Origin of the sequence: Actibacterium atlanticum, from assembly GCF_000671395.1 — a bacterium.
Lineage (GTDB): Bacteria > Pseudomonadota > Alphaproteobacteria > Rhodobacterales > Rhodobacteraceae > Actibacterium_D > Actibacterium_D atlanticum.
Genome location: NZ_AQQY01000003.1, coordinates 1 through 13,081, shown reverse-complemented (window position 1 = coordinate 13,081; position 13,081 = coordinate 1). Strand labels below are relative to the sequence as shown.

Annotated in this window: 11 protein-coding genes; all 11 read left to right on the top strand. The window is 55.8% G+C overall.

The window, feature by feature from the left end:
• The first annotated feature begins 150 nt into the window (after positions 1-150).
• The 11 genes from glpD to gap all read left to right on the top strand — a co-directional run bounded on the left by glpD (position 151) and on the right by gap (position 13,030).
• Positions 151-1,743, top strand: coding sequence for a glycerol-3-phosphate dehydrogenase (glpD, locus tag ATO10_RS05845; protein WP_035249336.1), 1,593 nt, complete (start codon positions 151-153; stop codon positions 1,741-1,743).
• A gap of 10 nt (positions 1,744-1,753) precedes the next feature.
• Complete coding sequence (locus ATO10_RS05840; RefSeq protein ID WP_035249335.1) at positions 1,754-2,842, top strand: ABC transporter ATP-binding protein; 1,089 nt, start codon at positions 1,754-1,756, stop codon at positions 2,840-2,842.
• A gap of 12 nt (positions 2,843-2,854) precedes the next feature.
• A complete protein-coding gene (locus ATO10_RS05835) occupies positions 2,855-3,931 on the top strand; it encodes an ABC transporter ATP-binding protein (protein WP_035249333.1) in 1,077 nt (358 codons plus the stop codon).
• A complete protein-coding gene (locus ATO10_RS05830; RefSeq protein WP_035249332.1) occupies positions 3,931-4,800 on the top strand; it encodes a carbohydrate ABC transporter permease in 870 nt (289 codons plus the stop codon). The genes ATO10_RS05835 and ATO10_RS05830 overlap by 1 nt, the downstream gene beginning before the upstream one ends.
• Before the next feature lie 3 nt (positions 4,801-4,803).
• Positions 4,804-5,664, top strand: coding sequence for a carbohydrate ABC transporter permease (locus tag ATO10_RS05825; protein ID WP_035249331.1), 861 nt, complete (start codon positions 4,804-4,806; stop codon positions 5,662-5,664).
• 22 nt (positions 5,665-5,686) lie between these two features.
• Positions 5,687-5,959 (top strand): DUF2160 domain-containing protein, encoded by a 273-nt coding sequence (locus ATO10_RS05820; RefSeq protein ID WP_035249330.1) that lies wholly within the window; start codon positions 5,687-5,689, stop codon positions 5,957-5,959.
• A gap of 82 nt (positions 5,960-6,041) precedes the next feature.
• Positions 6,042-7,763, top strand: coding sequence for an ABC transporter substrate-binding protein (locus ATO10_RS05815; protein WP_035249329.1), 1,722 nt, complete (start codon positions 6,042-6,044; stop codon positions 7,761-7,763).
• 150 nt (positions 7,764-7,913) lie between these two features.
• Positions 7,914-9,401, top strand: a complete 1,488-nt coding sequence (glpK, locus tag ATO10_RS05810; RefSeq protein WP_035249328.1) for a glycerol kinase GlpK — start codon at positions 7,914-7,916, stop codon at positions 9,399-9,401.
• A 3-nt stretch (positions 9,402-9,404) separates the two neighbouring features.
• Entirely contained in the window at positions 9,405-10,562 is a 1,158-nt protein-coding gene (locus tag ATO10_RS05805) for an iron-containing alcohol dehydrogenase (RefSeq protein ID WP_035249327.1), read from the top strand.
• A 9-nt stretch (positions 10,563-10,571) separates the two neighbouring features.
• The gene (gene pyk, locus ATO10_RS05800) at positions 10,572-11,990 is read left to right on the top strand and encodes a pyruvate kinase (RefSeq protein WP_035249326.1); all 1,419 of its coding nucleotides are present in this window, start codon (positions 10,572-10,574) and stop codon (positions 11,988-11,990) included.
• A 38-nt stretch (positions 11,991-12,028) separates the two neighbouring features.
• A complete protein-coding gene (gap, locus tag ATO10_RS05795) occupies positions 12,029-13,030 on the top strand; it encodes a type I glyceraldehyde-3-phosphate dehydrogenase (RefSeq protein WP_035249325.1) in 1,002 nt (333 codons plus the stop codon).
• Positions 13,031-13,081: the final 51 nt, after the last annotated feature.

Genomic DNA, 13,081 nt, shown 5'->3' with positions numbered 1-13,081 from the left:
AATTTCTTTCGATTCCCAAGATTCTTTCCTTTACCAATCAATGTCTTGGCGCAATATGTGCTGCAAACGAACATATTTGTGTTCCATATGAATTCGTTTTTTGTAACAAATGGCCTGCATCTCGGAGGAACGGTGCGTGGGAGGAAATCAATGAAACGGTCTTTCGATCTCCTAGTGATCGGTGGTGGGATAAATGGTTGTGGTATCGCTCGTGATGCCGCAGGCCGCGGCCTGAATGTCGGATTGGCGGAGATGAATGACATTGGCTCGGCGACCTCGGCTTCCTCGACGAAATTGTTTCACGGCGGGCTGCGCTACCTAGAGTATTTCGAGTTCCGTTTGGTACGTGAAGCGCTGATTGAACGCGAAACCCTCCTGCGAGCTATGCCGCATATTTCTTGGCCGATGCGGTTTGTGCTTCCATACCATGAAAGCATGCGGTTTGACGCCACCACACCTACGTCGAAATTACTGGGTCTGGTCATGCCTTGGATGAAGGGGCGCCGCCCTGCGTGGCTGATCCGTCTGGGCCTGTTCATGTATGACCATTTGGGGGGGCGCAAGATTCTGCCCGGCACCTCGAGTGTCGATCTACGTAACAGCGCAGAGGGTAAACCGCTGAATGCGAAGTTCGAGAAAGCCTATGAGTACTCGGATTGCTGGGTTGAAGATTCCCGTCTGGTGGTCCTGAATGCCCGCGACGCCGAAGCACGCGGCGCTACGATCATGGTCAAAGAGAAAGTTGTTTCTGCCGATACAGTCGATGGCATGTGGCACGTAACCTTGGAAAACACTGAAACTGGTGTTCAGCGCATGGTGCATGCCAAACTTTTGGTGAACGCAGCTGGCCCTTGGGTGGGCGACGTTCTGCGTGGTACGTTGAAAAGCAACCATCAGGGCGGTGTACGTTTGGTCCGTGGCAGCCACATCGTGACAAAGCGCCTGTTCGATCACGATAAATGCTATTTTTTCCAGGGCACCGATGGGCGGATCATTTTTGCGATTCCCTATGAAACGGATTTTACGTTGATCGGCACCACAGATGCCGAACATAAGGACGCCTCGGTCAAACCCGAATGCACCCCTGAAGAACAAGACTACCTGATCAATTTCATCAATCAGTATCTCGATGCTCCGATTGCGAAGAAGGATGTGGTATGGACCTACTCTGGTGTCCGCCCGCTGTATGATGATGGTGCGTCTACCGCAACGGCGGCAACGCGGGATTACGTGATCAAAATGGATAATAGCCGTGCGGCACCTGCGCTGAATGTGTTTGGCGGAAAAATCACCACCTATCGTTGTTTGGCCGAAAGCGCATTAGAGGAGATTCAGAACATCTTCCCGAGCATACCTGGCCCTTGGACGGCTGGTGTTGCATTGCCCGGCGGAGATTTTCCTGTGGATGGCGTTCAGGAGTTGATCGGCCACTTACAGCAGAAATACAGCTTCTTGACTGAACGCTGGGCTACGCGCCTTGTGCGAGCCTATGGAACCGAAGCGGCGGTGATGTTGAAAGACGCAACCGCCAAAGAGGACCTTGGCGAGGATTTCGGCGCAACGCTTACGCAGCGTGAAGTCGAATGGCTGATGGATCACGAATACGTGCACGAGGCGGCAGATGTCGTTTGGCGCCGTAGTAAACTTGGGCTGCGCATGAGCGCACCGCAGATCGCAGAGCTGGATGCGTGGATAAAGGCGCGTCTGAGCAAGACGCAGTCTGCCGCCGCAGCAGCTGAATAAGGGGGAAGGGATGGCGTTAGAGCTAAAGAATGTGTCGAAGATCGTGAATGGGGTGACGCATATTTACCCGACCGATCTGACACTAAGGAAAGGGACGATGAACGTTCTTCTGGGGCCGACCTTGTCGGGCAAGACGTCGCTTATGCGTCTGATGGCCGGGCTGGATGCGCCAACCGATGGACAGATCCTGTGGCATGGGGACGACGTTACCGGGATGCGCGTGCAGGACCGCAAGGTCGCCATGGTGTATCAGCAGTTCATCAACTACCCGTCGATGACAGTGTTTGAAAACATCGCGTCGCCGCTGCGCCTGTTGGGCAAGTCGGAGACAGAGATCAAAGCAAAGGTTCAGCAGGCAGCTGACCTGATGCAGCTTGGGCCAATGCTTCAGCGTAAGCCCCTGGAACTGTCTGGTGGTCAGCAACAGCGCTGCGCCTTGGCGCGCGCGCTAGTCAAAGACGCCGGTCTGGTGCTGCTGGACGAGCCTCTGGCCAACCTAGACTATAAGCTGCGCGAAGAGCTGCGGGTTGAAATTCCGAAGATCTTTGAAGAGTCGGGCGCGATCTTTGTGTACGCTACCACTGAACCCGAAGAGGCACTTTTGCTGGGCGGGAATACCGCCGCGATGTGGGAAGGCCGTGTGACCCAGTTTGGGGTGACACCGACCGTCTATCGTCAGCCGATTGATGCCACGACCGCGCGCGTCTTCAGCGATCCGCCAATGAACTTCTTGAAGGTCAGCAAGGCTGGCAACAAGATCATGTTTGGCGATGGCCAAACGGCGCTTGCGACCGGTCAGATGGCGGCGTTGACTGACGGGCGTTACATCGCGGGCTTCCGGCCAAACCATGTTGAGATCATTTCGCACACCGAAGGTGCGATGGAGTTTGACGCACAGCTGATCGTGACAGAGCTGACCGGCTCGGAAACCTTCGTTCACCTGGATCACCACGGTGAAAAATGGGTTGGTCTTGTGCACGGCGTGCATGACCTTGAATTGGGCGCGCCTCTGAAGGTCTATCTGGATCCGAGCCATGTCTACATCTTCAGCGAGAACGGCGATCTGGTCGCACCCGCATCGTACGCGTTAGCGGCATAAGGAGGAACGCAGATGGCTAAAATTACACTCGATAACCTCGCGCATTCCTATTTTCCAAATCCGCGAAGTGAAGATGACTTTGCATTGAAGGAACTGAACCACGTTTGGACCGATGGCGAGGCTTACGCCCTGCTGGGGTCGTCTGGCTGCGGCAAGTCCACGCTGTTGAACATCATTTCGGGTCTGTTGACCCCAAGTCAGGGCCGCATCCTGTTTGATGATCTGGATGTCACCGGCGCTTCGACTGCTGATCGTAACATCGCACAGGTGTTCCAGTTCCCGGTGGTCTACGACACGATGACCGTGCGTGATAACCTGGCGTTTCCGTTGAAAAACCGGGGGGCCAGCGCACAGTATATCGCCAGCCGCGTACAGCAAATCGGCGAGATGATCGGCATGGAGGCCGAGCTGGACAAACGCGCGCGCGGCCTTACGGCGGATGCCAAGCAAAAGATCTCGCTTGGGCGGGGCATGGTGCGTGAAGACGTGAATGCGCTGTTGTTTGACGAACCGCTGACGGTGATCGACCCCCATATGAAGTGGGAGCTGCGCACGCAGCTCAAATCACTGCACCACGAGTTCGGTCACACCATGATCTATGTGACGCATGACCAGACCGAAGCCCTGACCTTCGCCGACAAGGTGGTTGTTATGTACGACGGTCGCGTGGTTCAGATTGGCACGCCCGAAGAGCTGTTCGAGAAACCCGAACATACGTTTGTTGGGTATTTCATCGGCTCGCCCGGGATGAATGTGATCCCGGCCACGGTCGAAGGGAACACGGCGGTTGTGCATGGCGCGACGGTCAAAATTGGTCAGGCATTTGGATCGCTGAACGGCAAGGTGGAAATTGGGGTGCGCCCTGAATTTGCCAAGCTGACAGATGGCGAAGGCCTGCCTGTGAAAGTGCGCCGCGTCGAAGACGTTGGCCGACATAAAATTGTGCGCGCCGACCTGTTTGGCAACGACATCAACATCGTGGCCAGCGAAAGCGAAGTGATCAGCTCGGATATGAACCGGGTGACCTTCGATCCGGCCCGCGTGAACGTTTATGTAAATGACTGGCTTCAGGAGGGGGAGGCAGCCTGATGGATAAGACACTCAATCAAAAGGCATGGTTCCTGGTACTACCGGTTCTGGTGCTGGTCGCCTTCTCGGCGGTGTTGCCGGTGATGACGGTCGTGAACTACTCGGTTCAGGATACGTTCGGGAACAACAAGTTCTTCTGGGCGGGTCTGGAATGGTACGCTGAGATGCTGCAATCGGAACGGATGTGGGATGCGCTGGTGCGTCAACTGATGTTCTCGGGCATCATTCTGGCCATCGAAGTGCCGTTGGGTATTTTCGTTGCGCTGCACATGCCCAAAAGCGGGTTTTGGTCCAGCTTTTGTCTGGTGCTGATGTCCTTGCCGCTGCTGATCCCGTGGAACGTTGTTGGCACGATTTGGCAAATCTTTGGTCGTGTCGATATTGGCCTGCTGGGCTATACGCTGGACCTGCTTGGGATCGAGTATAACTATACACAGGATATATTCTCGGCCTGGGCGACGATCATCGTTATGGATGTGTGGCACTGGACCTCTCTGGTCGCTTTGCTCGCTTTTGCCGGCCTGAAATCCATCCCGGATGCGTACTATCAAGCGGCCAAAATTGATCAGGCGTCACGTTGGAATGTATTCCGCTATATCGAGTTGCCCAAGATGATGGGCGTGCTGATGATCGCCATCCTGCTGCGCTTTATGGACAGCTTCATGATCTACACAGAGCCGTTCGTCGTGACCGGCGGTGGCCCCGGCAACGCTACAACCCTGCTGTCGATCGACCTCGTGAAAATGGCACTTGGTCAGTTCGATCTGGGCCCGGCTGCTGCGTTCTCGATCATGTATTATCTGGTCATTCTGACGATCTCGTACGTGTTCTACACCGTCATGACCGCCATGGACAAAAAGGAGGGCTGATCAATGACTGACGCAACTATTCAAACCCTGACAGCCCCCAAAAGGCGCGCAAAACCTCGGTTCAGGGTCAAGACCTCAACGGTCGTGATGAGCCTCTATCTGCTGTTCATGTTGTTGCCGATCTACTGGCTTCTGAACATGAGCCTGAAAACCAACACAGAGATCCTGAACACCTTTACCCTATGGCCTAATGATCTGACATTGGCCAACTATGCGACGATCCTGACGGATCCGGCCTGGTACATGGGGTATGTGAACTCGCTGATTTATGTGGTGTTGAACACCGCGATCAGCCTGATGGTGGCGCTGCCTGCGGCTTACGCTTTCAGCCGGTATACCTTCATGGGTGACAAGCATTTGTTCTTCTGGTTGCTGACCAACCGCATGGCTCCGCCTGCTGTGTTCGCCTTGCCGTTCTTCCAGCTGTACTCGTCTGTCGGCCTGTTCGATACACACATTGCTGTGGCGTTGGCGCACTGTTTGTTCAACGTGCCTCTTGCTGTATGGATCCTTGAAGGCTTCATGCGTGGAGTCCCCAAAGAGATCGACGAGACGGCGTATATCGATGGTTATTCCTTCGGAAAGTTCTTCGTCAAAATCTTCATGCCCCTGATTTCGTCAGGTATTGGTGTGGCTGCGTTCTTCTGCTTCATGTTCAGCTGGGTTGAGTTGTTGCTGAGCCGCACCCTTACCACTGTGGACGCCAAACCAATCGCGGCCATCATGACTCGGACCCAAGGCGCAGCCGGTATTGACTGGGGCGTATTGGCCGCCGCCGGTGTCCTGACGATCGTGCCCGGCGCCTTGGTCATCTACTTCGTACGTAACTACATCGCCAAGGGCTTTGCCCTAGGCCGCGTGTAACCGGAAACAGGAGGACAAACACATGGATTGGATGGCTTGGACTTGGCCGACCGCCGCGTTCTTCATCATCATCGTCACGACGCTGGTTATCTTCAGCGTTCTGGCTGTCAAATTCCCCGAAACACCCCGCAAGGGCGTGTTGGGAATGGAGACGACGAGAGGAGATCGTCTCTTTATCACACTGCTCGGCTCGGCCTTTATCAATTTGGCCTGGCTGGGAGTGGTCAGCGTAAACCAACCATATGCGCTGGCAGTTTGCATCGCTTATGCGCTCGTCGTTTTTCGGTGGGTCTAAGAGAAGCAAGGCGGCACCCCTCGGACGTAGCGGGTCTTCGGGGTGCCTTTTAGAAACCAGAGTTTCCGATAGGGAGGAAATAATGAAATTATCGCTTAAATCAAGCACAGCTGTGGTCTTGGCCACTGGTATGCTAAGCGGACCTGCTTTTGCAGACATGGATGCCGCAAAAGCGTTCCTGGATGGTGAAATTGGCGGCTTGTCTGTGTTGTCACGGGCCGAGCAGGAAGCTGAGATGAAGTTTTTCATCGACGCAGCTGCTCCGTTTGAAGGCATGGACATCAAAGTGGTCTCAGAGACCATTGCGACCCATCAATACGAAAGTGAAGTCCTTGCACCTGCATTCGAAGCCATCACTGGTATCAAGGTCACTCATGACCTGATCGGCGAAGGTGACGTTGTTGAAAAGCTGCAAACGCAAATGCAGTCGGGTGAAAACATCTATGACGCCTATATCAATGACTCCGACCTGATCGGTACTCACTGGCGCTACAAGCAGGTGCGTAACCTGACTGACTGGATGGCTGGCGAGGGTTCTGAAGTGACCCTGCCGACACTGGACCTCGAAGACTTTATCGGGACCAGCTTCACCACTGGCCCCGATGGTAAATTGTACCAATTGCCGACCCAGCAGTTCGCGAACCTTTACTGGTTCCGTTACGATTGGTTCAACGATCCCAAGAACCAAGAAGATTTCAAAGCCGCTTTTGGCTATGATCTTGGTGTTCCGGTCAACTGGTCCGCTTATGAAGACATCGCAGAGTTTTTCACCGGACGTGATCTGAGCCACCTGGGTGTGGATGGCGAAGTCTTTGGTAACATGGACTACGGTAAAAAAGACCCGTCGCTGGGCTGGCGTTACACTGACGCGTGGATGTCCATGGCTGGCATGGGCGACGCAGGTGAGCCGAACGGCCTGCCTGTCGACGAATGGGGTATTCGTGTAAACGAAAACTCGCAGCCAACCGGCTCTTGCGTGGCGCGTGGGGGTGCAACTAACTCGCCTGCTGCTGTTTACGCTGTGAACAAAGCGATCGAATGGCTGCAAAAATACTCGCCGCCTGCCGCTGCTGGTATGACGTTCTCTGAAGCGGGCCCAATCCCGGCGCAGGGTAACGTAGCTCAGCAGATGTTCTGGTACACTGCCTTTACTGCGGCCACCGTAGAGCCTGATCTGCCTGTGATGAACGAAGATGGCACGCCCAAATGGCGTATGGCACCTTCGCCGCACGGGGCATACTGGAAAGAAGGCCAGAAGATTGGTTACCAGGATGCAGGTTCGTGGACTCTGATGGAATCCACCCCGGTGGATCGTGCCAAAGCGGCTTGGCTCTATGCCCAGTTCGTGGTTTCGAAAACCGTCGACCTGAAGAAATCGGACGTAGGTCTGACCTTCATCCGCGAGTCGACCATCGACAGCCAGCACTTCACCGATCGTGCTGACAAGCTGGGCGGTCTGGTAGAATTCTACCGTTCGCCTGCCCGTGTTCAGTGGTCGCCCACCGGTACCAACGTTCCTGACTACCCCAAGCTGGCACAGCTGTGGTGGCAGAACATTGGCGACGCAATGTCGGGTGCCAAGACCGCACAAGAAGCTTTGGATGCACTGTGTTCCGATCAGGAACGTGTTCTGAGCCGTCTGGAACGTGCGGGTGTTCAGGGAGACCTTGGTCCCAAACTGAACGACGAACAGGAAGCCGACTACTGGTTCTCGCAGCCTGGCGCACCTTACGCCAAGCTGGACAACGAGGACGAGACTCCGGTCACCGTCTCCTATGACGAGCTGATCAAGTCTTGGCAGTAAGTCTCCTCCCCGACGCGGGGCGCACACCAATCGTGTGCCCTGCGTCACTCATACATCTATCTCACTGACGGCGCGTAGCCAGACTGAACCTTGGGGCGGTGTTGCCACCGCTCTCTTTTTCGACGCCCTTTGCACTGACGAGACAGCGAAATGAAATACGTAATGGCGATTGATCAAGGCACCACGTCCACCCGGGCCATCTTGTTTGACGAAGCGCTGACCCCGGTCGCAACGTCGCAAGAAGAATTCCCGCAAAATTTCCCGCAATCGGGTTGGGTGGAGCACGACCCCGATGACTTGTGGGCCACCGTTGCCGGCACCTGCCGTGCAGTGATTGAACGCGCCGGGGTTGATGCAAAAGACATCATTTCCATCGGAATCACCAACCAGCGTGAAACAACCGTGGTTTGGAACAGATTCACCGGTCAGGCCATTCACAATGCGATTGTCTGGCAAGACCGTCGCACGGCGGATTATTGCAAGAGCCTCCGCGAAGCGGGCCATGCTGGTATGTTCGCCGACCGCACCGGGCTATTGGTCGATCCCTACTTTTCCTCGACCAAGTTGAAATGGATTTTGGATCATGTCGACGGAGCTCGTGATCAAGCGCGTCGAGGAGAACTTCTGTTTGGCACGGTCGATACCTATCTGATTTGGAAGCTGACCGGCGGTAAAGTTCACGCAACTGACGCCACTAATGCTGCACGCACGATGCTTTATGACATCCGAAAGGGTCGCTGGAGCCAGACCATCTGTGACCTTTTTGACATCCCGGTCGAAATGCTGCCCGAGGTCAAAGACAGCGCCGCCGATTTCGGTTCCAGCCGAGCAGATCTGTTCGGTCGTGAAATCCCGATTTGCGGCGTTGCCGGGGATCAGCAGGCGGCTACTTTAGGGCAAGCTTGTTTTGAGCCAGGTATGTTGAAATCCACCTACGGCACAGGATGTTTCGCGTTGTTGAACACAGGCAACACGCCGGTGCAGTCAAAAAACCGCTTATTGACGACCATCGCCTATCAGCTGGACGGTAAACCGACCTATGCTTTGGAAGGGTCGATCTTTATCGCGGGCGCCGTGGTGCAATGGCTGAGAGATGGGCTGAAGATCATCCGCGAGGCTTCCGAAACCCAAGGATTGGCCGAACAGGCTGACCCGGCGCAATCGGTGGTTCTGGTGCCTGCCTTTACCGGACTTGGCGCGCCCTATTGGAACCCCGAGTGCCGGGGTGCGATCTTTGGCTTGACGCGTAATTCGGGGCCAAATGAACTGGCCAAAGCCGCGCTGGAGAGCGTGGCCTATCAGACGCGCGATCTGTTGGACGCCATGAAGGCTGACTGGGTACCCAAAGGAACGCGCCAGGTGCTGCGCGTCGATGGTGGCATGAGCGCTTCAGATTATGCCATGCAGTTTCTGGCTGACATAATCGGCGCGCCAGTGGACCGGCCCAAGGTGCTGGAAACCACGGCGTTGGGCGTGGCCTGGCTAGCTGGCATGAAGATAGGGGCGATGCCCAGCCAGCAAGAATTTGCCAATGGCTGGGCGCTGGACCGAGAGTTCCGCCCATCAATGGCACCTGATGAACGCGATGCCAAACTGGACACATGGCGTCGTGCTGTTACCTCAACTCTGGGGTACTAACATATGTTACCCGCTACACGGTTTTCGATTTCGCTGCCTACAAGGGTGCAGTTTGGCGATGGTCAGCGTACGGCGCTGGTACGGCACCTGCCAAAGGCCGAGGGTGTGGTGGCGTTTGTGCGCGGGCAATCCGGGGCGGCTTCGAATGAGGTTTCCAAGGATCTGCGCAATCACGGCTTCGTCTTGAATGAAGTCATTTGCCCCAAAGAGCCAACAGTGGCGTCTGTCAACAACGCCGTTCGCTCGCTGGAAGGGTTGAACGTAGTGGCGGTCGTCGCCTGTGGTGGAGGATCAGTCCTGGACACCGGGAAAGCACTCAAGCTGTGCTTGTCTGCGGGGGTGTCCCTTTCAGATGATCTATCAAATGTACCTGAGAGCGTTTTGGAACGATCTTGGCCGTTGCCCTTGATTGCCGTGCCTACAACGGCTGGCACAGGGGCCGAGGTCACTGCCAATGCGGTTCTGGGGCTACCCAGTGCGCAAACTAAGCTGAGCCTGCGTGGACTTGCACTTTGCCCTGATGTCGCCTTGGTGGATCCACTGCTACTACAGGGAGCACCTGTAAACGTTTTGCTGCATGCCGCGCTGGACGCTGTTGTTCAAAGTATCGAGGCCTTCTGTTCGTCACATGCGACGCCGTTCACTGACGGTCTTGTAGCCTCTAATCTAGAGCTAAGTCTGCGTGCTATGCGGAGTGTCCAAGACACGAACGCTACGGGTCCGCGCCGGAATTTGGCCTGGACAGCCCTTTGCAGCGGAATAGCTCTGGCCAACGGTGGATTAGGAGCTGTGCACGGTTTGGCTTCCGTTTTGGGAGGGCGCTATGACGCACCGCACGGTGCACTTTGTGGCCGACTTCTGGCGCCAGTGCTACGTCGCAATTTGGCAAAGACCGCTCCGGGATCTGTCAACCATGTGAAGATTGATCATTGCGTCGAGGCGATTGGACAAGTGTATCCTCCGCATGCTGGAGCCGATGAGTTGTCCGGTTTTGAGGCTTGGCTCGCAGCTAACAACTTGCCACGTCTGCGTGCTTTCGGGCTTCGCAAGCAAGACTTTGAAGATATCAGTGCCAAGGCGATTGCAGCTTCCTCCAGCAGGAAGAATCCGGTCACCCTGGAGGCTGAAGACTTTCAAATCATTCTCGATGCCGCTCACTAGGAGACACACATGTCTAAGCCCCCGCGCAACACAAAAATCGTCGCCACCCTAGGTCCGGCCTCTTGCGATCCAAATGTCGTCCAGAGCTTAGCTGAGACAGGCGTTAACGTCTTTCGTCTGAACATGAGCCACGGTGATCACAGCACGATTGCTGCCATGCACAAAGCGGTTCGTGATGCTGAGCGCGTCTTAGGACGTCCAATCGGAATTCTCGCGGATCTACAGGGCCCTAAAATTCGTTGCGGCGAGTTTTCCGAAGGGCCGTATTTGCTGCGTCCCGGGCAGGAGTTTACCTTTGATACGGAGTCGCAGCTAGGAAGCGCTGAACGCGTTCAGCTTCCGCATCCCGAGGTCATCTCCGCTCTACGTGAAGGGTCTGCTATTTTGGTGAATGACGGCAAGATAGAAATGCGTGTGGAGAAGGCACACAAGGAACACGTGCTCTGCAAGGTTGAGATCGGGGGTGAAATCTCGAATCGCAAAGGTGTGAATCTGCCAGATGTGATGCTTCCCCTGAGTGCGCTTAGCTCCAAAGATCGTGCAGATCTAGAGTTTGTAAGTGACCTGGGGGTGGATTGGCTGGCCCTGTCTTTCGTGCAGCGCGCCGAAGATGTGGCCGAAGCTCAGGCTCTACTCAAAGGGCGCGCTAAAATTGTCGCCAAAATCGAGAAACCCGCTGCTGTCGAGAATTATTCGCAGATCTTGCGGCAAGCCGATGGGATAATGGTTGCACGCGGGGACTTGGGGGTTGAGATGCCTGTGCAGGAAGTCCCGCGCATTCAAAAGAGTTTGCTTGCGCAAGCCAAAGCCGCAGGCAAACCCGTCATTGTTGCAACGCAAATGCTGGAAAGCATGATTGAAGCACCTGTGCCGACACGAGCGGAAGTGTCAGATGTTGCCACGGCGATCTATGATGGGACGGATGCCGTCATGCTGTCGGCCGAAACCGCAGCGGGGAAATTCCCCCTTGAGGCAGTGCGTGTCATGGTCGCAGTTGCCCATGAGACGGAAAACGATCCAAGATACGCTGCGCTGATGAAAGAGCGCAGTGACGATCTGGACGATCTTGATACTTCCCACGCCATCGCTGCGGCTGCGCGAGAAATCTCAGACCGCGCTCGTGTTTCAGCGATCTGTTGCTTCACCCAATCAGGGACGACAGCGTTTCTGGTGGCGCGTGAAAAGCCCGCAAAACCGATTGTCGCGATGACGCCAAACGTCCAAACCGCGCGGTTACTCACACTTGTCTGGGGGCTGCGAAGTGTTGTCGTTCCTCAGGCGGAACATTTCAGAGACGCCGTTCAGTCAGCGTCTGAGCAGTGCAAACAATTGTCATTGGCTCAGCCCGACGATGAGGTCGTTGTTACCGCTGGCGTCCCGATTGGTCAGGCCGGCACAACCAACATCCTAAGGGTCACCCGCATATAAATGCCCTAAGGAGTTAAGCAATTAAAAGGAGAGTCTCCATGACCGTAAAAGTAGCCATCAACGGCTTTGGGCGGATTGGGCGTAACGTTCTGCGGGCGATCGTGGAATCGGGTCGCACGGATATTGAGGTCGTTGCGATCAACGATCTGGGTCCGGTGGAAACCAACGCGCATCTGGTGCGGTTTGACAGTGTTCATGGCCGCTTTCCCGGCCAGGTCACCAGCGGCGATGACTGGATCGACGTCGGGCGCGGCCCAATCAAGGTCACGGCCATCCGCAACCCGCAGGATCTGCCTTGGGGCGACGTCGACATCGCGCTGGAATGCACCGGCATTTTCACCGCCCGCGACAAGGCCGCGTTGCACCTGGAAAACGGCTCCAGCCGGGTGCTGGTTTCGGCCCCCGCAGCGGGCGCCGACAAGACCATCGTTTTCGGCGTCAACCACGACAGCCTGACCGGCGACGACGTGGTGGTTTCGAACGCGTCCTGCACCACCAACTGCCTGTCTCCGGTGGCCAAGGCTCTGAACGATGCCATTGGAATCAAACGCGGATTCATGACCACGATCCACAGCTATACCGGCGATCAGCCGACGCTGGATACGATGCATTCTGACCTCTATCGCGCACGTGCTGCGGCGATGTCGATGATCCCGACCTCGACCGGCGCGGCCAAGGCGGTGGGGCTGGTTCTGCCCGAGCTGAACGGCAAGCTGGACGGCGTAGCGATCCGCGTTCCGACCCCGAATGTGTCGGTCGTAGACCTGACGTTTGAAGCCACGCGCGACACCACAGTCGACGAGGTCAACGCAGCGATCAAAGCCGCCGCAGACGGCCCTTTGAACGGTGTTCTGGGCTATACCGAAATGTCCAACGTGTCGGTCGATTTCAACCACGACCCGCATAGCTCGATCTTCCACATGGATCAGACCAAAGTCATGGACGGCAACATGGTCCGCATCCTCAGCTGGTACGACAACGAATGGGGCTTTTCAAACCGCATGGCCGATACAGCGGTCGCACTGGGCAAACTTACCTGAGGGACTACCATGAGCATCATCATCGACATCATCGGCCGCGAGATTCTGGAC

Coding starts and splice junctions, on each gene's coding strand:
- ATO10_RS05840 (WP_035249335.1), top strand. CDS start 1,754: ATGGCGTTAGAGCTAAAGAATGTGTCGAAGATCGTGAATGGGGTGACG.
- glpD (WP_035249336.1), top strand. CDS start 151: ATGAAACGGTCTTTCGATCTCCTAGTGATCGGTGGTGGGATAAATGGT.
- ATO10_RS05805 (WP_035249327.1), top strand. CDS start 9,405: ATGTTACCCGCTACACGGTTTTCGATTTCGCTGCCTACAAGGGTGCAG.
- ATO10_RS05815 (WP_035249329.1), top strand. CDS start 6,042: ATGAAATTATCGCTTAAATCAAGCACAGCTGTGGTCTTGGCCACTGGT.
- ATO10_RS05820 (WP_035249330.1), top strand. CDS start 5,687: ATGGATTGGATGGCTTGGACTTGGCCGACCGCCGCGTTCTTCATCATC.
- ATO10_RS05825 (WP_035249331.1), top strand. CDS start 4,804: ATGACTGACGCAACTATTCAAACCCTGACAGCCCCCAAAAGGCGCGCA.
- gap (WP_035249325.1), top strand. CDS start 12,029: ATGACCGTAAAAGTAGCCATCAACGGCTTTGGGCGGATTGGGCGTAAC.
- ATO10_RS05830 (WP_035249332.1), top strand. CDS start 3,931: ATGGATAAGACACTCAATCAAAAGGCATGGTTCCTGGTACTACCGGTT.
- glpK (WP_035249328.1), top strand. CDS start 7,914: ATGAAATACGTAATGGCGATTGATCAAGGCACCACGTCCACCCGGGCC.
- pyk (WP_035249326.1), top strand. CDS start 10,572: ATGTCTAAGCCCCCGCGCAACACAAAAATCGTCGCCACCCTAGGTCCG.
- ATO10_RS05835 (WP_035249333.1), top strand. CDS start 2,855: ATGGCTAAAATTACACTCGATAACCTCGCGCATTCCTATTTTCCAAAT.